This is a genomic window from Streptomyces justiciae, from assembly GCF_015163075.1.
Taxonomy (GTDB): domain Bacteria; phylum Actinomycetota; class Actinomycetes; order Streptomycetales; family Streptomycetaceae; genus Streptomyces; species Streptomyces justiciae.
The window spans coordinates 105,120-124,309 of record NZ_JADDXU010000022.1; the positions used below are offsets into that span (position 1 = coordinate 105,120).

Annotated in this window: 20 protein-coding genes; 3 read left to right on the plus strand and 17 right to left on the minus strand. The window is 69.8% G+C overall.

Translation table 11 applies throughout. The annotated features are described in order from the left end of the window. The first annotated feature begins 117 nt into the window (after positions 1 to 117). The gene (locus IQ210_RS40590) at positions 118 to 708 is read left to right on the plus strand and encodes a TetR/AcrR family transcriptional regulator (protein ID WP_194084303.1); all 591 of its coding nucleotides are present in this window, start codon (positions 118 to 120) and stop codon (positions 706 to 708) included. 94 nt (positions 709 to 802) lie between these two features. Here the strand turns inward: IQ210_RS40590 and IQ210_RS40595 are convergent, their stop codons facing one another. From IQ210_RS40595 to IQ210_RS40615, 5 genes are all read right to left on the minus strand, one after another. Further along, complete coding sequence (locus IQ210_RS40595) at positions 803 to 1,846, minus strand: Ldh family oxidoreductase (RefSeq protein ID WP_194084304.1); 1,044 nt, start codon at positions 1,844 to 1,846, stop codon at positions 803 to 805. Positions 1,847 to 1,855: 9 nt separating this feature from the next. Further along, a complete protein-coding gene (locus IQ210_RS40600; RefSeq protein ID WP_194084305.1) occupies positions 1,856 to 3,568 on the minus strand; it encodes a thiamine pyrophosphate-dependent enzyme in 1,713 nt (570 codons plus the stop codon). Positions 3,569 to 3,581: 13 nt separating this feature from the next. Beyond that, the gene (locus IQ210_RS40605) at positions 3,582 to 4,442 is read right to left on the minus strand and encodes an amidohydrolase family protein (RefSeq protein ID WP_194084306.1); all 861 of its coding nucleotides are present in this window, start codon (positions 4,440 to 4,442) and stop codon (positions 3,582 to 3,584) included. Positions 4,443 to 4,578: 136 nt separating this feature from the next. After that, entirely contained in the window at positions 4,579 to 5,775 is a 1,197-nt protein-coding gene (gene lhgO / locus IQ210_RS40610; RefSeq protein WP_194084307.1) for an L-2-hydroxyglutarate oxidase, read from the minus strand. Beyond that, positions 5,768 to 7,222, minus strand: coding sequence for an aldehyde dehydrogenase family protein (locus tag IQ210_RS40615; protein ID WP_194084308.1), 1,455 nt, complete (start codon positions 7,220 to 7,222; stop codon positions 5,768 to 5,770). Before IQ210_RS40615 ends, lhgO begins: the two co-directional genes overlap by 8 nt. A gap of 135 nt (positions 7,223 to 7,357) precedes the next feature. Here IQ210_RS40615 and IQ210_RS40620 point away from each other — a divergent pair, with 135 nt between their 5' ends. After that, on the plus strand, positions 7,358 to 7,645 hold the full coding sequence (locus tag IQ210_RS40620) for a putative quinol monooxygenase (RefSeq protein WP_194084309.1): 288 nt from the start codon (positions 7,358 to 7,360) through the stop codon (positions 7,643 to 7,645). Positions 7,646 to 7,686: 41 nt separating this feature from the next. On the opposite strand, the gene IQ210_RS40625 is transcribed toward IQ210_RS40620, so the two are convergent. The 12 genes from IQ210_RS40625 to IQ210_RS40680 all read right to left on the minus strand — a co-directional run bounded on the left by IQ210_RS40625 (position 7,687) and on the right by IQ210_RS40680 (position 18,543). Further along, positions 7,687 to 8,664 carry a uroporphyrinogen decarboxylase/cobalamine-independent methonine synthase family protein gene (locus IQ210_RS40625; RefSeq protein WP_194084310.1) on the minus strand — a complete coding sequence of 326 codons (978 nt, stop codon included), beginning with the start codon at positions 8,662 to 8,664 and terminating at the stop codon, positions 7,687 to 7,689. A 4-nt stretch (positions 8,665 to 8,668) separates the two neighbouring features. Further along, positions 8,669 to 9,127, minus strand: a complete 459-nt coding sequence (locus IQ210_RS40630) for a GlcG/HbpS family heme-binding protein (RefSeq protein WP_194084311.1) — start codon at positions 9,125 to 9,127, stop codon at positions 8,669 to 8,671. After that, positions 9,124 to 9,909 (minus strand): alpha/beta fold hydrolase, encoded by a 786-nt coding sequence (locus IQ210_RS40635; protein ID WP_194084312.1) that lies wholly within the window; start codon positions 9,907 to 9,909, stop codon positions 9,124 to 9,126. The genes IQ210_RS40630 and IQ210_RS40635 overlap by 4 nt, the downstream gene beginning before the upstream one ends. Positions 9,910 to 9,935: 26 nt before the next feature. Further along, entirely contained in the window at positions 9,936 to 10,307 is a 372-nt protein-coding gene (locus IQ210_RS40640; protein WP_188293005.1) for a VOC family protein, read from the minus strand. Continuing rightward, complete coding sequence (locus IQ210_RS40645; protein ID WP_194084313.1) at positions 10,304 to 11,074, minus strand: fumarylacetoacetate hydrolase family protein; 771 nt, start codon at positions 11,072 to 11,074, stop codon at positions 10,304 to 10,306. Before IQ210_RS40645 ends, IQ210_RS40640 begins: the two co-directional genes overlap by 4 nt. After that, complete coding sequence (locus IQ210_RS40650; protein WP_194084314.1) at positions 11,071 to 12,519, minus strand: NAD-dependent succinate-semialdehyde dehydrogenase; 1,449 nt, start codon at positions 12,517 to 12,519, stop codon at positions 11,071 to 11,073. Before IQ210_RS40650 ends, IQ210_RS40645 begins: the two co-directional genes overlap by 4 nt. 14 nt (positions 12,520 to 12,533) lie before the next feature. Continuing rightward, positions 12,534 to 13,445, minus strand: coding sequence for a VOC family protein (locus tag IQ210_RS40655; RefSeq protein WP_194084315.1), 912 nt, complete (start codon positions 13,443 to 13,445; stop codon positions 12,534 to 12,536). A gap of 97 nt (positions 13,446 to 13,542) precedes the next feature. After that, a complete protein-coding gene (locus tag IQ210_RS40660) occupies positions 13,543 to 14,454 on the minus strand; it encodes a LysR family transcriptional regulator (protein ID WP_194084316.1) in 912 nt (303 codons plus the stop codon). Between the two features lie 10 nt (positions 14,455 to 14,464). After that, positions 14,465 to 15,427, minus strand: a complete 963-nt coding sequence (locus tag IQ210_RS40665; protein ID WP_194084317.1) for a sugar ABC transporter substrate-binding protein — start codon at positions 15,425 to 15,427, stop codon at positions 14,465 to 14,467. A 70-nt stretch (positions 15,428 to 15,497) separates the two neighbouring features. Beyond that, positions 15,498 to 16,505, minus strand: coding sequence for an ABC transporter permease (locus tag IQ210_RS40670; RefSeq protein ID WP_194084318.1), 1,008 nt, complete (start codon positions 16,503 to 16,505; stop codon positions 15,498 to 15,500). Next, positions 16,502 to 17,989 (minus strand): sugar ABC transporter ATP-binding protein, encoded by a 1,488-nt coding sequence (locus tag IQ210_RS48370; RefSeq protein ID WP_194084319.1) that lies wholly within the window; start codon positions 17,987 to 17,989, stop codon positions 16,502 to 16,504. The genes IQ210_RS40670 and IQ210_RS48370 overlap by 4 nt, the downstream gene beginning before the upstream one ends. Continuing rightward, the gene (locus IQ210_RS40680) at positions 17,986 to 18,543 is read right to left on the minus strand and encodes a carboxymuconolactone decarboxylase family protein (RefSeq protein WP_194084320.1); all 558 of its coding nucleotides are present in this window, start codon (positions 18,541 to 18,543) and stop codon (positions 17,986 to 17,988) included. Before IQ210_RS40680 ends, IQ210_RS48370 begins: the two co-directional genes overlap by 4 nt. Positions 18,544 to 18,776: 233 nt before the next feature. Between IQ210_RS40680 and IQ210_RS40685 the strand changes: the two genes are divergently transcribed. Further along, a complete protein-coding gene (locus tag IQ210_RS40685) occupies positions 18,777 to 19,187 on the plus strand; it encodes a cupin domain-containing protein (protein WP_194084321.1) in 411 nt (136 codons plus the stop codon). Positions 19,188 to 19,190: the final 3 nt, after the last annotated feature.

A 19,190-nucleotide genomic window follows, 5' to 3' on the forward strand; every position in this document is an offset into this window, starting at 1 on the left:
AGGATGAAGGAGGACCTCGACTGCTAAAGTGGAGGTACGCCTCCACTCTACCGGAGGCGCACCTCCGCTTCAACCCGTAACGGAGGTATACCTCCGCTTCACCTACGGGAGGCGCCCGTGACCACCCAGTCCTTCCCCGTCACCGAGCTCGTCGCGGCGCGCCGCCCCACCCGAAAAGACGCCGCCCGCAACTACGACGCGCTGCTCGCCGCGGCGCGGGAGGCGTTCGCCGAGCACGGGGCGGAAGCGTCGCTGGAGGACATCGCGCGGCGCGCGGGGGTCGGCATCGGCACGCTGTACCGGAACTTCCCGACCCGGCGGCAGCTCTTCGAGACGGTGTACGCGGACGAGGTCAACGCGTTGTGCCAGCTGGCGGTGGAGGTGGCGGAGCGGGAGCCGTGGGAGGCGCTGACGGTCTGGCTCGACCGGTTCGCGGGGTACATGGTGACCAAGCGGGCGGTGCGGGAGGCTCTCGACGGGGAGTCGGAGGTCTTCGTGGCGTGCCGGGAGTCGATGTACGCGGGTGGGGGGCCGTTGTTCGCGCGGGCTCAGGAGGCGGGGGTCGTGCGGGGCGACATGGAGTTCGGCGATCTGCTGCGGATGGTCGCCGGGATCATGGCCACAGCCTTCGAGGACGAGGCTCAGCGGGATCGGGTGCTGGGGATTGCTTTGGATGGCGTACGTATGCGGAAGGACCCGGGCGCCTGAGAGCTCGGGTCCTTCGCGTCGTTCGCGTGTGCGGGTTGTGGGGGCTTGTCGCGCCCACGCGGCGGAGCCGCAAATTGATACAGCCCCGCGCCCCTTAGGTGGGCATCGGCACTCCGAGTTGTTCTGCTCGGTCGATCAAGTCCTTCCACACCTTCGGCGCCACGGGGATGCCCTTCGCTCCCCGCTCCGCAGCGACCGCTGCGCTGCGCTCGCCCGGGTAGTAGACGCCGTCCTCGCTCGGTAGTCCCTTCAGGGTGGTCAGGGTTTCGTCGACCGCTGCTGTGAAGGCATCCGCCCCACCGAAAGCCACCGGATCGATCGCGATCAGCAGTGCGTTCTGGCGGTGCTTGCGGCCCCCCGGGTCGTCCGAGTGGAAAGGCGTGAAGATCGGGGCGCCGACCAGGACGCTGGTGAGGAGTTCGAAGGCCAGGGACATGCCGGAGCCCTTCGCGCCGCCCAGCGGTAGTGGCATGACCGCCTGCTCGGGGTCGGTCGTCGGGGTGCCGTCCGCCGTGGCTGCGGCGCCCTCCGGGAGCGGGGTGCCGTTCGCCTTCGCCTGGCGGATCTTGCCGAGGGCGATGGTGGCGGTGGCCATGTCGAGGAGCAGCGGGGCGTGGGTGCGCGCCGGTACGGCGATCGCGAGCGGGCTCGTGGCGACGGCAGCGCCCTTGACGCCCGTGTAGCCCATGTTGGGCATGCCGGCCACGAAGCCGAGGCCGACCAGGCCCTGTTCGGCAATCTTGGAGACGTAGTAGCCGATGGCTCCGGTGTGGACGGTCTCGCGTACGCCCACGGTGGCGATGCCGGTCGTACGGGCCCGTCGTACCGCCTCTTCCGCCGCCGCGCTCAGGGCCACCGGGCCGGGGGCGCGGTCGGCATGGAGGACCGCGGCGGCGGGCGTCGTCGACTCGATCTCGATCTCCGGGGTGGCGTTCGCGACGCCCTTGGCGAGCAGGTCCAGATAGGCCGGGACACGGGCGGTGCCGTGGGAGTCGACGCCGCGCTGGGCGGCCCAGACGAACACGTCGGCGGTGGTCCGGGCGTGCTCGGGGCTCAGGCCTCCCTTCTCCAGGAGGGCGGCGGCGAAGGTGCGCAGGTCGTCGGCGGGGACGAGCACCTTCTGGGGGGTGGTGGACATCGAATTCTCCTAGCGGGTCACGAGGACGTCGACCACCGCGGTCGTGCCCTCGGCCACGGACTTGAGGGCGCGCTCCAGCGCGGGGGTGAGCGCGTCCGGGGTGTCGACGGTCTCGGTGTGCAGGCCGAACGGCTCGGCGAACGCGGCCAGTCGGGGCAGCCGGTGCAGATCGGTGCCCAGCCACTCCCCCGTCTCGGCGGCGGCGCCCTCGGGGTAGAAGCGGCGGTGGTTGAGATTCATCGACTTGTAGACACGGTTGTTGAACACCACGATCAGCACCGGGAGTTCGTACGCCTTCGACGCGTCGTACGACGGGATGACCGGGTTGTAGGTGAACGCGCCGTCCCCGATCGTGAGGACCACCGGGCGGTCCTGGGCGGCGAGTTTGACGCCCAGCGCGACCGCGATGCCCTGGCCGAGGCCGCCCTGGACGTAGAAGTACGAGTCGGGGTCGGCGGTCTGGACGTGCCGCTTCACCACCCGGCTGTGGGTGATGGTCTCGTCGACGACGATCGCGTTCCGGCCGTCGAGCAGCTTTCGCAGCGTCGCCGCGACCAACACCGGGTCGATGCCCTGGGCTTGGGAGGCGGCCTTCTCCTCCGCCTTGGCGATCGCCTGCTGCTCGGCGGTGTGCCGTTCCTCCTGCGCCGACCGGCGGACCGCCACCGCCGCCTCGTCCAGCTCCTTCGCCCGCTTCGTCAGCTGGCGCAGGGTGTTGGCGACGTTGCCCTCCAAGTAGCGGTCCGCGAAGAGGACTTGATAGACGACGTGCGGGCGTTGCGGCACTTCGTCGATCACCACGATCGCCGCCTTGGCGGGGCGGCGCGACGGCGGGTAGAACGGGGCCCGGCAGTTGACCAGGAGGATGAGGTCCGCCTCGTCCATCCAGGGGCCGATGTCGCTGCCGGCGTGCAGCGGGTGGGTGCGCGGGAAGTTGCCGCAGACCGCCGAGTCGGGCTCGACGACCGGGATGTTCCAGGCCTCGGCGAAGGCGACCAGGGCCTCGAAGCCGCCCGCCTCACGACCGGCCGTCTCAGTGACGACGACCGGGTTCTTCGCCTCCCTGATCAGCTGCGCGACCGGGTCGACCTCTTCCGGTGAGCTGTGCGTGGAGCCGGGGGCGACGAGGGGCTTGGCCTCGCGGCCGTCCCAGTCCTCCAGCAAGATCTCCAGCGGGATGTTGAGGTACGCCGGTCCCGCCGGGGCCCGCCAGGACAGTTCCGCCGCCCGGGTGACCATCGTGGGCAGCGTGTGGACGCTCGCCGCCTCGGTGGACCACTTGGTGAAGGGCTGAGCCACCCCGTGGGGTCCGCCCACGATGGACAGGTTGCGGTACCACTGGCCGCCCGGGTCCTGGCCGGGGCCGTCGCCGTACGTGGTCGACTCCGAGGAGCTGACCACCATCGGGACCCCGGCGAGCAGCGCCCCGTGGACCGCCATCGAGCCCTGGAGGAGTCCGGGCGCCGCGTGCAGGAGCACACCCTGGGGGCGGCGCTTGATCAGGCCGTAGCCGGTGGCCATGCCGACCGCGACCGTCTCGTGGGTGAGGTCGAGGTACTCGGGGCAGGGCAGCCCGTCCCGGTGGCGGCGGGCCAGGGACTCCCACACCGGGGCCCATTCGGACCCCGAGGAGCAGAAGAGGTAGTCGGCGCCGACGGCGTTGAAGGCGGTGACGAGAGCGTCGCCGCCGTCGGCGCCGGGGGATGTGGTGGTGTCGGTCATCTCTCGTGTTTCCTCAGCCCTCGATCGGCCAGTTCAGGACCTCGGAGATACCGCGGCCCATGATCCATTCAAGCTCCTCGGGCGTGAAGTCCCAGTGCTTGGTGAACTGCTCGATCGTGTCGGTGTAGGTGATGCCGTGGCCGAGCAGGCGGGTGATGTCAGTGCCGTAGAAGCAGCGCTGCGGGCCCATCTTGTCGACCATCTCGCGCACGTACTTCTGGATGTTGTTGTTCGGGAAGGGCTGCGTGGAGTAGCCGGGCAGCGCCGAGACCTTGACGTAGATGTTGGGGTGGGCGGCCAGGTCGGCGGTCTCGGACACCCAGTAGCCGATCGCGTCGTCGACGCAGCGGGCCATGATGCCCATGTGGTCGATGATGATCTTCAGCTCGGGGTGCTTGGCGGCGATCTCGCCCAACTCCCGCTTCCAGATGGGGGCGTGGACCATGGTGGGGATGCCGAGTTCCTCGGCGATCGGCCAGTACCAGTCGTTGGTGCCGTCGATCATCCAGTTGCGGTCCTGCGGCCGGTGGAAGGTGAGCCGCGTGCCCTTCACATGCGGGTTCTGGGCGAAGTCCTTGAGCATCGCCTTGCCCTCTTCGGGCTTGTTCTGCGGGATGCGGGCCATGATGCCGAAGCGGTCGGGGTGCGCCTCGCAGGCTTCCAGGGCGTAGTCGATGCGGTCGCCCTCCCAGGACGGCGGCAGGATCAGCGCGCGGTTGACGCCGGCCTCGTCCATCAGCTCCAGGGCCTCCTCGTAGGAGAAGGGGTCCTCGCGGTGGCCGTTGAGGCGGATGCGCTCGCGCGCGCCGGGCACCCAGGGGCGGTCCGGGGTCTCTTCCAGCCAGATGTGGATCTGTGTGTCGACAACGAACATCGTTGGACTCTTTCTCTTCGAAGGAGGGGTGGTGCGGTGTGGTGCGAGGGGAACGCTAGGCGGGCCGTGAGGCCTTGCGGAGCCCCTGGGAGCGCAAGCACTTGTTGCGCTCAAGTGCCCTCTCAGCAGGGCACTTTCAGCATGCGAAGACCGCTTGGACGATGTGTTCCGCGATCGCCATGGAGGCCGTCGCGGCGGGCGACGGCGCGTTGCGTACGGCGGTGATCCGGCCGGCGGTGTGGATGCGGAAGTCGTCGACGAGGGTGCCGTCGCGGTCCAGCGCCTGGGCCCGTACGCCCGCTCCGCCGCGTACGACGTCCTGGACGCCGACGCCGGGGACGTACAGCCCCGCGTCCTTCATGAAGGCCGCCGCGGACAGGGCGCCGCGGTACTCCTTGAGGCCGGTGCGCCAGTGCTGGGCCGCCATCCGCCAGGTGCCGGGGTAGGCGGCGATGCCCAGGAGGTCCTTCGGGGAGATCCTGCCGAGCGTGTAGCCCTCCCTGGCCAGGGCGAGGACGGCGTTGGGGCCGACCTCGACCGAGCCGTCGACGCGTGGCGTGAAGTGCACGCCGAGGAAGGGGTAGCGGGGGTCGGGCACCGGGTAGACGAGGCCGCGCACGAGGTGGGTCCGGTCGGGCTTGAGGAGCATGTACTCGCCGCGGAACGGGATGATCTTCGGTTCCTGCTTGTCCTGGGCGAGTTTCGCCACCGCGTCCGACTGGAGGCCCGCGCACAGGATCAGCCGGTCGACCTTGATGCGTTCCTGGCCGGAGGCGACCTCGATGCCGCCGGGCACATTGGTGATCGAGGTGACGGGGAAGCCCAGTCGTACCTCGCCGCCGGAGTCCTCGATGTCCCTGGCGAACTCCCGGGCGATCGCCTTGTAGTCGGTGATCGCGGTGCGCGGGGAGTGCAGGGCCGCGATGCCGCCGGCGTTCGGCTCGATCTCCTTGATCTCGTCCTTGGAGACCTTGCGCAGCTCGGGCACGTGGTTGTTCTTCGCCCGCTCGTAGAGGTTCTCCATACGGCCGAGTTCGTCCTCGCGGACCGCCATGACGAGCTTGCCGATCTCGTCGTACGGCAGCGCTCGTTCCTGGCAGTACTCGCGGAGCATCGCTACGCCCCGTACGCACAGGTCGGCCTTGAGGCTGCCCGGCGCGTAGTAGATGCCCGCGTGCACGACGCCGGAGTTGTGGCCGGTCTGGTGGACGGCGACGGCCTGTTCCTTCTCCAGCACCACGACCCGGGTGCCGGGGCGGCGCAGGGCGATCTCGCGGGCGGTGGCGAGGCCTACGATTCCGGCGCCGACGATGCCGACGGTCTCATCAGCCACGCGACGGCTCCCCGAAGTGAACGGCCACCGTCTTGACGCGAGTTGAGAAACGGAGCACCTCGTCGCCCTGCTCCTTGTACGCCGTACCGGAGTCGCGGAAGCCGCCGAAGGGCAGGTGGACGTCCCAGCCGGTGGTGGTCGTGTTGACCGCGACCTGACCGCACTCGACCTCGTCGGCGAAGCGGTGGGCGCTGCCCAGGTCGCGGGTGAACACGGCCGCGGCGAGCCCGAAGTCGGAGTCGTTGACCGCGTCGACGGCGGCGGTGAAGTCGTCCACCGCGCGAAGCGCGAGGACGGGCCCGAAGACCTCCTCCCGCCAGATCGCCATGTCCGGTGTGACATCGGCCAGTACGGTCGGGCGCACGTAACAGCCGTGCGGGCGGTCGCTGTCGGCCGTGCCGCCGGTGAAGAGGGTCGCCCCTTCCTCGATCGCCTTGTCGATGTCGGTGAGGACGCTGTCGCGCTGCCTCGGGCTCGACAGCGGGCACAGGGTCGTCGCCGGGTCGCTGCCCGGGCCGACCGTCAGCGTCTCGACCTCGGTGAGCAGCAGCCGGGCGAACTCGTCGTACACCGGCCGCTCGACGACGACCCGGCTGGTCGCCGTGCACCGCTGTCCGGCCTGTCCGAAGGAGGCGGCGACGACGGCCTTCGCGGCGGCCGGCAGATCGGCGTCGGCGAGGACCACCGAGGCGTTCTTGCCGCCGAGTTCGCCCTGGAAGCGGACGTTGCGGTCGGCGAGGCGGCGGCGGATGCGGTTACCCACGGCGTTGGAGCCGGTGAAGGTGATGCCGGTGATCCGCGGGTCGTCGAGGAGGGCTTCCTCCAGCTCGGCGGTGCGGCCCGTGATGACGTTCAGGACACCGGGCGGCAGGCCCGCGTCGTGCAGGGCGCGGGCGAGGTGCAGGCCGGAGACCGGGGTTTCGGTGGCCGGCTTGAAGACCGCCGTGTTGCCGGCCGCGAGCAGCGGGGCGAGCTTGCGGGCCGGGGTGATCAACGGGTCGTTCCACGGGCTGATCACCAGGATCACGCCGATGGGCTCCCGCTGGGTGTGCGTACGGTGGTTCGGGCGTACGTCGTGCAGCAGGGTGCCGTAGCCCTGGCGGGCGAGGCCGGCGTAGTACTCCAGGAAGTCGGCGGCCTTGAGGGTCTCGCCGGTCGCCTCGCCCAGAGTCTTGCCGTTCTCGGCGGTGACGTCCGCGGCGATCTCGTCCACGCGCTCCCGGATGAGCCGGGCCGCGTCGGTGAAGATCCGCGCGCGCTCGAAGGGGCTGGTGCGCTTCCAGACGGCGAAGGCGCGCTCCGCGTGGTCGTAGGCGCGGGTGACGTCCTTGGCGGAGAGGGCGGGGATACGGGCGATGGGGGCGCGGACGTCGGCCGGGTCGTGGACGTCGATCCACTCGCCGGTCGTCACCCACTCCCCGCCCGAGAGGGTTTCGAGAGTACGCATGCTGTTCACGACACCTCACTGGTTGGTGGTGGGACCAGCTCCGGGGCGGCAGACATTGGTTGCGCTCCGCGCGAGCCGCTCATCAGGGCATTCATGGTGGGATCGGTGGCCGGACGATCCATGAGGAGGAATCCGATGGCCTACACAGTCATCGCCTGTTACCACTGCGCCGCCGATGACGAGGCGAGCGTGCGAGCCGCGCTGCTGAAGGTGCGCGAGCACACCCGCGCCGAGCCCGCGAACCTGGCGTACGAGGTGCACTCGGAGGTGGGCGAGAGCGGGAGTTTCGTGTTGTACGAGCAGTACGCCGACCAGGCGGGCTTCGAGGCGCACAAGGCGGCGAGCCACTTCAAGGAGCTGATCGTGGAGACGGTGTGGCCGCTGCTCACCGACCGGTCGGTGACCTTCGCCGAAGTGCTGTGAAACGAAATGCCGGGCGACTCCTTCGAGTCGCCCGGCATTTTTCAGAACTCGTTGCCCCAGACGTACCGGGCGAGTGTTTCGACCAGGACCAGCTTCTTGCGCTGCTCCTCTGCGGTGAGCAGGGGGCTGCTTGCCACATCCGCGAAGCCCCTCGACGGGGACAGCGCCGCGTCCTCCAGGTCCTTGAGTTCGCCTACCGCGTCGATGCGGGTCAGTACGGTGTCGAGGTCCTCCAGGTCGGGCACCGTGGCGTCGACCACGCCCAGGCAGACGTCCCGGTCCTCCGGCAGGGCCCTGATCAGGTCCAGCTCGGCCTCGGTGCCCTCCAGGAGGGGCAGGATCCAGCGGTCGGCGGGGACTTCGCCGTACAGCTTCTCCAGGCGTGCCCGGTCCGCCTCCGCGGGGGCCGTCCAGCCGGGGCAGACGCCGATGCGTACGCCCTCGGGGCGTTCGTCGAGCCGGGCCGCGAGGGCGTCCACCGCCAGGGCGTCGTCGTAGGACAGGGGGCCCAGGTCGGCGTCGAGCAGGAGCGGGTTGTTGAGCTGGATCAGGCGGACGCCCTTCGAGACCAGGAGGGCGATCTCCGTCGCGATGATCTCCGCGAGCGCCTCCCCCAGCTCTCGCGCGGAGCCTACGCCCAGGCCCGGCTGGAAGGTTGTCGCGGCCAGGTACGCCGGGGACGGCAGGGAGACCTTCGGGGCGATCACCGTCAGTTCGGTGAGGCGCGTCGCCCAGTCCGCCACCAGCGGGCCGTTGGCCTTCGGAAGGGACTCCGCCACCCAGCGGACCAAGCCCCCAGGCCCTGTCTCGTCCGTGCGGCGAAGCCCTGATACTCCGTCAAGGACCGCGCTGCGGAAGTCTTCCCGAGGGAAGTCGCCATCCGTGACGACCGTGGAGCGCAGTTTGCGCTGGAAGACCACCGCGTCCTGGACCGCCTGGTCGGTGCCGATCGCGTCGAGGTCGGGCGGCCGGACGAGGCTGCCGTGGTGGTCGATGCGGTAGTTGAAAGTGTCGGCCATGATGTCAGTTCCCTCCGCCCGCGACGCCCCACGCGGCGAACTCCAGTTCGTAGCCGAGGGACTTGAGGACGTCCTCGGCGATCTGCTGGTCCTCGGCCGCGGTGCCGCCGGCGATCCCGAGGCCGCCGATGATCTCACCGTCCTTCTTGATGGTGACGCTGCCCTCGGTGGCCATGATCGGCATCGCGGCGCCCGGGAGCTGGGAGAGCTGGGAGAAGAAGACCGGCTGGCTCTCCTGCCACTTCTTCAGCATCGTTCCGGGGCGCTGCATGATCGCCGCGGTGTAGGCCTTGGCCCGGGCGATGTCGGGGGTGAGGGGGCGGGCGCCGTCGGGGCGGCGGATGGCGATGGGGAAGCCGCCGGCGTCGACCACGGCCACACTCACCGCCTTGCCGATCGCCTGGGCGCGCTGCTGGGCGGCGTCGAGGATCTTCTCGGCGGCGTCCAGGGTGAGGCTGGTCATGCGGAGTCCTTCGATGCGGTGAGGGTGCGGCGCAGGTGGGCGATCGCGGCGTTGTACGGTCCCGGCGTCTCCCAGTACATGGAGTGCGGGGCGCCCTCGACGATCTCCAGGTGCGAACCGGGCAGCAGTTCGTGGGCGCGCGTCACGGTCTTGACGCTGAGCACCGCGTCCTTCTCGCCGGCGAGGAAGGCGACCTTGACGCCGGAGGCCTGGATCTCCTCCAGGGAGGGGCCGTTGGTGTCGAGGTTGCGCAGGTCCTGCATCCGGGCGACGTTGAAGGTGCCCATCTGCTGGAAGAGGAAGGTGAGATCGGCGCGGCTGGTCTGGAACTCTTTGGTGAGCAGCCGGTCGATGACGGGCAGCTTCACCGCCTCGGCGCGGTCCGCCGCGGCCAGCTCCTTCAGCTCGGGGTGGCTGATGCCGCCCAGGGAGTGGCCGAGGACGACCGAGGAGACGCGCTCCGGGCGCAGGAGGCCGGCGCGCAGGGCGGCGACGGAGCCGATGGACTGGCCGACCAGCATCGCGTCGGTGAGGTCTTCCTGGTCCAGGACGGCGACCACATCGCCGGGGAAGTCCTGGCCGTCGAACTCCGGCATGGAGGAGTCGGACTTGCCGAAGCCTCGCAGGTCGATCGTGACGACCGTGAACTCGTCGCGCAGTGCGGCCACTTGCTGCCACCAGGCGGCGTGGTGGCCGCCGCTGCCGTGCACGAACAGGATCGCCGGACCGCTGCCGTGGCGCTCGTAGTAGATGGAGGTGCCGTCGGAGTCGGCAATGGGCATGGGGGTCAACTCCCGTGTGGGCAGGATTAGTTGGGGCGCTTGGCGTGGTAGACGAGCTCGATCATGGTGTGGTCGGGGTCGTGGATGTAGCAGAACTTGGACTGGTTCTCGGGGCGCTGGATCGGGCGGGTGTGCCGGATGCCCAGCTCCTTGAGGTGGTCCAGGAATTCGTCCCAGTCGTCGACCTCGACGGCGAAGTGATAGGGCGCCATGCGCTCCATCTCCTCGACGGGCGTGAAGTGGAGGTCGAAGTTGCCACGGGTCATCAGCACCACGCGGGTGTTGGACTTGGGCATGATCCGCTTCATCCCGAAGACCTTCGCGTACCACTCGGCGGTGCGGTCGGGGTCCGTGGTGGGGAAGTTGACGTGGTGGATGTAGCGAGGTGCTGCGGTCATTGCTGATTCCCTTCGAGGAGTACGGGGTTGGAGAGCACGCCGATGCCGCTGATCTCGACGTCCACGGTGTCGCCCGGCTCCAGCTGGCAGGTGGACTCGGCGCCCATCCAGAGCACGTCGCCGGGATGGACGGTGACGTGCTTGGTCATCTCGACCAGATAGTCGAAGGGGTCGAACACCATGTCACCGGTGGGGAAGGACGCGCGCGTCTCCCCGTTGACCCGCATAGTCGTCGTCTGGGCGAGCGCGTCGACGTCCGTCTCGATCCACGGGCCCATCGGCTTGAACGTGTCGCTGTTCTTGCTGCGCCAGAAGGTGCGGTCCTGGTGCTGCCAGGTGCGGGCGCTGACGTCGTTGCCGATCGTCCAGCCGAAGACGGACTTGCGGGCCTCGTCGTAGGTCGCGTGGCGCAGTGTGCGGCCGATGACGGCGACGAGTTCGGGCTCGGCCTCGAAGCGGCCCTCGACCTCGCGCGGCTTGATGATCGGTGAACGGTGGCCGGTGAGGGCGTTGTTGGCGCGGTAGCCGACCTCGGGGCGTTCCGGGGTGGCGACCTTGGCGTGCGCGATGTGCCGGGGGTAGTTCATGCCGACCGCGTAGAAGACGCCGGGGACGACGGGCGGGAGCCAGACGGCTGTCGCGTGCGGCACCGTGCCGATGACGTCCGGCGCGTCCTCCAGCGGGGAGCCGGACAGCAGTTCTACGTCCGTCTCCCCCACCCGGCCCCAGACCGGCCGTCCGCCGACCGAGAGGCGTGCGTACCTCATGGCACCAGCAGGTGGGAGACGCGCTTGGTGACCAGGTAGGCGTCGAGGGCCTCCGGGCCGCCCTCACGGCCGTAGCCGCTCTCCTTCACCCCGCCGGACGGTGCCTCGTGCACGGAGCCGCCGCAGTGGTTGATCGAGAGGATGCCAGCCTCCAGCTCCGCGGTGAGCTTCTCGGCGGTGGCGGCGGAGCGGGTGAAGCCGTAGGCGGCGAGGCCGTACGGCAGGGCGTTGGCCCGGGTGAGCACATCGTCCAGGTCGCTGAACGGCACGATCGGGGCGACCGGCGCGAACGGCTCCTCGTGCAGCAGCTCGGCGTCCTCGGGTACGTCGGTCAGGACGGTCGGCGCGAAGAAGTAGCCGCGGCGGTCGAGGGCGGCGCCGCCGGTCAGGACCTTGGCGCCACGCGCGACGGCGTCGGTGACGAGCCGCTCCAGCGCCTTGAGGCGGCGCTCGTTGGCCAGCGGGCCCATCTTCGTGCCCTCGGCCAGTCCGTCGCCGACGACCACTTCCTCGGTGGCTCGCACGAACTCGGCGGTGAACTCCTCGACGCGGCTCTCATGGACGTAGAAACGGCTCGGCGAGGTGCACACCTGGCCGGCGTTGGCGAACTTCGCCTGGGCGGCCTTCCGGGCGGCTTGGACCGGGTCGGCGTCGGCGCAGACGATCACCGGGGCGTGGCCTCCCAGCTCCATCAGCGAGGGCTTCATGACCTCGCCGGCCTGGGCCGCGAGCAGCTTGCCGACCGGGACCGAGCCGGTGAAGGCGATCAGCCGGGTGACGGGCGAGGCGATGAGGTGCGCGGAGACCTCGGCGGGCTCGCCGAAGACGAGGTTGAGGACACCGGCGGGCAGGCCCGCGTCCTCGTAGCAGCTGACCAGCGCGGCGGCGGTGGCGGGTGTCTCCTCCGAGCCCTTGATGATGATCGAGCAGCCCGCCGAGAGGGCCGAGGAGATCTTCCGGTTGGGGCCGCCGACGGGGAAGTTCCACGGTACGAACGCGGCGACCGGGCCGATGGGCTCCCGCCGGACGGTCAGTACGGTGCCGGCCTCGGTCGGGATGATGCGGCCGTAGGCGCGGCGGGCGTCGTCGGCGTGCCAGCGCAGGGTGTCGGCGGTGCGGCGGGCCTCGCCGGTGGACTCGGCGAGCGGCTTGCCCTGCTCCAGGGTGCTGACGCGGCCGATCTCGGGGGCGCGCTCGGCGATCAGGTCGGCGGCGGCGTGCAGGATCGCGGTACGGCGGGCGATCGGCGTGGCCCGCCAGACGCGGAAGCCCTCGTCGGCGGCGGCGAGTGCGCGGTCCAGGTCGGCGGTGGTGGCGAGGGGTACCTCGCCGATCACCTCCTCGGTGGCCGGGTTCACGATCGGGGCGGTACGTCCGGTGCCGCCCTGGCACCACTCGCCCGCTATGTACATGCGGACGGCGGGGTAGCCGTGGTCGGTCGTCATGGGTGGGTGCCCTCTCAAGAGGCTTCGTTGTCGCGGTTGGTGCGCAGGGCCCAGATGTGGTGGGGCGGGGTGGTGGCGTGGACGCGGGTCTCGTAGGAGTCGTCGACCCGGTCCATGTCGGCGGCGTACTCGACGCGGCCGCCGCTCGGGGCGTGCAGGAAGCGGAAGACGTTGGAGCCGATGGTGTGCCGGCCGAGCCGGCGGGCCTCGCGCCAGCCGTGCTCGATCATGTGGTTGCCGCCCTCGATGACGTCGTCGAAGCCGGGCACCTCGTAGGCGATGTGGTTGATCCCGGCGCGGTCGGGGCGGTGGCACAGCAGCGCGGTGTGCTGGTCGTCGTCGCCGGGGGCCTGCATGAAGACGCCCATGGGTTCAACGACGTCCGTGGGGCGGAAGCCGAGGCGGTCGGTGTAGAAGGCGACGGCCTCCTCCTTGCCGGGCTTCGGGATGTTCAGCGCCACATGGCACATCCGCAGCGGGCGGACCCGCTCGATCGGCTCCAGGGCGCTGTTCCAGCGGTTCACGCTGCCCAGGGCGTTGGCGGGGCGCGGGACGATCGGCGCCGGTTTCGGGCGGGCCAGGGTCAGTCCGACGCCGAAGCCGGTCTCGTCGACCGTGTGGTGGACGCCGTCGGCGCTCGCGCGGACCTCGCGGTCCTTGCCGGCGGCGGCGACGATCCGGTCCAGCTCCTCCTGGGTGTCGACGCCCCACACGACCTCGCGCAGGGTCGGCCCGTCCTCCACCGGGGGCGGCAGCAGCGGGCTCGGCCAGGCGTCGAGGTGGAGGGTCTGTCCGGTGAGCGTCTCGAACACCGCGTGGTCGTCGGTCCGCTCCACCAGGAGCAGTCCGAAATCGTCGTAGAACCGGACGCATTCGTCGAGGTCGTCGATGCTGTAGATGACCGATTCGATTCTCTGGATTCCCATGCATTCCTCGTTTCCGGGTCGCCTCGTGAGCGTAGGTTTCCGTGCGCGCGGCCCTCAATGGCCCGAGCTTCACGAGGTGCGCAATCGTTTCTTGCAGTCAGGGCCGGATTGCCGGGATCGGGTTCTGTGAGAACCACTCGGCGAGGAAGTCCAGGAAGACGCTGACCTTGCGGGGCGTGTCCTGCCCGGGGCCGTAGATCGCGTACAGCGGGCGGTCCGGGACCGCCAGCTCCGGCAGCAGCACCTGGAGGGCGCCGGAGACGAGGTCGTCGTAGGCCGGGCGCTGCGGCAGCAGGGCGATGCCGCGGCCGTGGACGGCGGCCTTCTGCAGGGCGATGTAGGAGTTGGACGAGAACGCGATGTTGCGGATCTTGTGCAGGGTGCTCGCGTGGCCGTGGCCGATGCGCCAGACCGGGTCGTTGACGTGGACCAGGCAGTCGTGGCCGGCGAGGTCGTTGGGGTGGGTGAGCGCCCCGTGCCGCTCGATGTACGCCTCGGAGGCGCACAGGACGAACGGCAGGGACGAGATCTTCTTCAGGCGGACGCTCGAATCCCGGAGATCCCGGGTGTGGAATGCGATGTCGAATCCGCTGTCCAGAAAGTCGTACGTCCGGTCCGACATACCGCCGAGTTCGAAACGCACCTGGATTTTCGGATAGGCGGCGGAGAACGCCGCTATGGCATCGCCGAGATCCAGGCTGCCTATCCATTTCGGACAGATGATGCTGAGCGTTCCCTCGGCGCGGTCGTGCGACTGCGCGATTCCCGCGTCCTCGGCCTCGATCTCGTCGAGGATGCGGGCGGCGAACTCGGCGTACCGCTGGCCCGGCTCGGTGAGGCTCACCGAGCGGGCCGTACGGTTGACCAGTCGGACGCCCACCTGCCGTTCCAGCTCGGCGACGTGCCGGGACACCAGCGAGCCGGAGGAGCCCAGCTTCTTGGCGGCTCCGCTGAAGCTGCCCACCTGTGCGACGGTGACGAAGCTGTGCATGAGGAGCAGGCGGTCCATGGGTGGCTCCTTACTTGGGGCAGTACTGCGGCGCTTCGTCCACGTTGTCCTTGGTGACCAAGACAAGAGGAATGTTGGCAATCTTGTCAACGGTCTTGTCCTTGTTGAGCAGGGCGATCGTGTTCTTCACCGCTGTCTGCCCGATGGTCATCGCCGAGTTGGCGACGGTCGCGGAGAGCGCGCCGCTCTTCACGGCGGCGACGCCGTCCTCGGTGCCGTTGACGCTGACGATCTTCACATCCTTCGCGCCGGCCGCGTCGAAGGCCTTGCGCACGGCGAAGGCCATCTCCTCGTTGGCGACGAAGGCGTAGTCGAGGTCCGGGTGCGCCTGGATCATGTTCTCGGCGACATCCTGGGCCTTCGCCGGGTTGAACATGCCCGGCTGGTTCGCGACCACCTTCGCGGTGCCCGGCAGCGCGTCCTTGAAGCCGCCCACCAGCAGGTCGGACGCGGCACCCGGCGCACCGGCGACGATCCCGACCTTGACGTCCTTGCCCGCGGCGTCCTTCGCGATCCAGCCGGCGTCCAGCGCGCCCACCTGCTTGAGGTCGACCTTGGCGACACCCAGCACGTCGGACATGTCGCCGGTGGCGACGGAGGTGAGGAAGACCGGGATGCCGGCGCTCTTGGCCTTGGCTATGTCGCCTTCGAGGGCATCGACGTTGACGGTCTGGACGATGAGGGCGTCCACGTTGCGGGAGATCATGTCCTCGATGTTGGACAGCTCGGTCCCGGCGTCCTGCTTGGAGTTGGCCGAATAGAGCTTGGCGTCCTCGGCCTTGGCCGTCTGTTCCACGGACTTCAGCAGACAGGTGTGGAAGTGGGTGGCGGCGCCGTTGACGAAGCCGAGGGTGACCGCGCCGTCGGCGGCGCCCGAGGCGTCGTCCTCGGTGCCACAGCCGGAGAGCATCAGCGCGGCGGCACCGAGGAGGGAGACCGCGGCGGCTGGGCGGCGGCGGGGAGTGCGGATCATGGGTACGCCTTTCCTGCAACGTTGAAGAGAAGGAGCAACAAGTGGGGGGAAATCAGGGGACGTCGGGGCTTCAGCGGCCCGGCAACGACTTGCGCTGGAACTCGTTGATGACAGCCGCCACCAGCAGCACTCCGCCGGTCACGACGTACTGGTAATTGCCGTCGACCTGAAGGAGGTTGAGGGCGTTGGCGACCACTCCCAGCAGCACCACCCCGAGCACCGTGCCGACGATGCTGCCGTGCCCGCCCGCCAGCGAGGTCCCGCCGATGACGACCGCGGCGACGGCCGTCAACTGGGTCATCAGACCTGCCGTGTTGGGGGCGGCGGCGCCCAGCCGGGACAGCAGCATCAGACCGGCCAGACCCGCGAGAGCGCCGGCGAGGGCGTACAGCGCGAGCTTGCGGCCGGGGACGTTGATGCCGCTGAGCCGGGCGACGTGTTCGTTGCCGCCCATGGCGTAGGCGTCGCGGCCGAAGGTGGTGAACCGCATGGACAGACCGACGCCCGCGAGCACCAGGACCGCAACGACCGTCAGATAGGGGATGCCGAGCAGCTTGTCGTTGCCGAGGGCGGTGAGCTTGTCCCCGATGGTGACGCTCATGCCGTCGAGGACGAGCAGGGCGACGCCGTCGAGCAGCATGGCGGAGGCGAGGGTGGCGACGAAGGGCGCGACCCGGGTGAAGGTGACGACCAGGCCGTTGACCAGGCCGATCAGCGTCGCCAGCAGCAGGCTCACCACCACGGCCGCGGTCGTGGACCAGCCGTCGTGCAGGAGTTGGGCGGCCACCGACAGGGTGACGGCGGCGTTGCTGCCCATGGAGAAGTCCATGCCGCCCGCAGTCATGAGCAGGGTGAGTCCGGCCGCGATGACGGCGTTCACGCTGATCTGCCGGAGCACGTTGAGCAGGTTCTGCGAGGTGGTGAAGGAGTCGGCCTGGACAGCGGTGAACACGGCCACCAGGACGAGGACGACAACGAGTCCGCCGTGCGGGATGTGCAGCAGCGCCCGGGGGGACCTGCGGGGTGCGGTGGGTTCGACCGCGGTGTCCGGGGCGGCCGAGGGGGTCTTGAGGCTCACTTCGGCTGACCTCCGAGTGCGGTGGCGACGAGCTCGTCGCGGGTGATGGCGGTGATGTCGTGCTCGGCGACGGTGCGTCCGGCGCTGACGACGACGACCCGGTCGGCGAGGCGCATGACCTCCTCGGCGGAGGAGGAGGCGAGCAGTACGGCGACGCCTCGCGAGGCGAGTTCGTCGACGAGGGTGTGGATGTCGGCCATGGCCGCGACGTCGACCCCGTTGGTGGGGTCCTCCAGGAAGCAGGCGACCGGCTCGGTCTCCAGCCACTTGCCGAGCAGCACCTTCTGCTGGTTGCCGCCGGACAGGGTGCCGACGGGCGGGTTGCCGGTGAGGGCGACGACGCCGTAGCTGCCGCGCAACGGGGCGGCCCTGCGGGCGAGTTCGCTACGACGGTGAAGTCGGCGTCCGGCGAAACGGTCACCGGCCAGCATCAGGTTCTCGTCGACGCTCATGCCCTGGACCAGTCCGAGGGTGCGACGGTCGCCGGTGACACAGCGCAGCCCGCTGGCGAGCGAGGCCGGCACCCGCCCGAAGGGCACGGCCCGCCCGTCGACCCGCAGTTCACCGGCGTCGGGGCGCTGGCGTCCCGACAGCAGGTCGAACAGCCGGGACTGGGCGTCGCCCGCGGGTCCGAGGACGGCGACGATCTCGCCCTTGCGCACCTCGACCGTGAAGTCCTCGATGGCCCGCCCGTGGCTCAGCCCGCGGACGGTGAGCCCGCTCTCCGGCTTCGGCGCGGGCCGCTCCGGGCGCCGCGAGACGACGTCCCTCCCGACCATGCTGCGCACCAGCGAGGCGGGGTCCATCTCGGCGGCCGGCGCGCTGGTCACCACCGCCCCGTCACGCAGCACGGTGAGCCGGTCGGCAACCGCCATGACCTCGTCGATGTAGTGCGAGATGTAGACGACGGCGACCCCGTCGTCCCGCAGCGTCCGCACCAACTGCCTTATTCGGTCGGCATCTTTGGCGCTCAGACAGGCCGTCGGCTCGTCGAGGATGAGGATGCGCCCGCCGCGGCGGACCTCGCGGGCCACCTCGACCATGGTCTGCTCGGCGACGGTGAGGGTACCGGCGACGCGCTCCACGTCGATGTCGATGCCGAGCCCGGAAAGGGCCGCACGGGCGCCGTCCTTCACCGCCTGCCAGTGGACGGTACCGCCCCGGGTGGGCAGGTCGCCGAGCAGGACGTTCTCGGCGACGGTCAGCCCCATGGCCAGCTCGCGGCGCTGCGGGACGCAGGCGATGCCCAGCTTGCGTGCCTTGCGGACGGTGAGCGCGGAGTGCCGCTCGCCGCCGACCTCGATCGTGCCGCCGTCGGCCGGGTGGGCACCGGAAAGGATCTGCACCAGGGTCGACTTGCCGGCGCCGTTCATGCCCATCAGGGCGTGGATCTCACCGGGGTACAGGTCGAGGTCGACTCCTTTGAGGGCGGCGGCCCCGCCGAAACTCTTGGTGACACCCCGCACTTGGAGTACGGGAGTCACGGCCGGTCACCCTCGGGGACCACGCGTGCGTAACCGCGGACGTCCGGGAACGGGGGCTCCTTGTCGGCCTGGAGGTCGACCTGGAAGGTGTTCAGACACATGCCGAGCATCGTGAAGTTGCCGAGCGCGCCGATCGCGTCGACCAGCCCCTTGGAGCCGAAGTGCGCCAGCGCCCGGGCGAAGGTCTCGTCGCTGACGAAGTGCTCCTCGAGCACCTCCCGGCAGAACTGGTAGAAGGCCTGGTCCGCCTCGCTGTCGAGGACCGCGTCGCGCTTCTCGGCGATCGCCTTGACCGCGGCCTCCGGGATGCCGGCCTCGATCGCCTGGTGGACGTGCGCGTTCCAGGAGTACTGGGCGTCCCAGTTGCGGGCGGCCATCAGCAACGTCAGCTCGCGCAGATGCTTGGGCAGGCTGCAGTCGAACCGGGCGAACGCGCCGAGCGACTCGGCCCGCTCGCACATCTCCGGGCTGTGCAGCCAGACCCGGAACGGCCCACGGACGGCACCTCGGCGGCCGGCGATGCGCGCGGCCAGCTCCTGCTGCCGCTGGTCCATTTCCTCTTGGCTGAGAACGGGGAGCCTCATGTGGCCGATACCTGCCTTTTCTTTCCGGCGCGTTTCCGGCACGGATCCGAAAGCCGTGCGATGCGAGCCGACCGTACCGCCGGGTTCGCAAAGCTCACCCCTCTCGAAATGCAAGGTAAAGGTGCACGCCAGAGGGCACCGGTCGGAGCGCGCGCGACCTAACGTCGGTCGACACAGCACCGTGCAGTGGAGAGGAACTCCGAATGACCACGATCATCAAGGCCGCGTCGGTACCCCTGCTCGACCGGGGCGGGGCCGTGGTGACGACACCGCTGATCACCACGCCGTCGGCGGGCGGGGAGAACCTGATCACCAGCGGCATGAGCGTGTACCCGGTCGGCTCCGGGGCGCCGCTGCACTCGCACAACTGCGACGAGCACGTGACGATCCTCGACGGCGAGGCGGAGGTGTGGGTCGACGGTGAGGTGACGAAGCTGGAGCAGTTCGACACCACGTACATCCCCTCGCCCATCCCCCACCTGTTCCGCAACGTCGGGAACACCCCGCTGCGCATCCTGTGGGTCTACTCCTCGGGCCATGTCACCCGGACGTTCACGGAGACCGGCAAGACGGTGGAACACCTGTCGGTCGAGGACCAGATGGGCAAGGACTGAGGG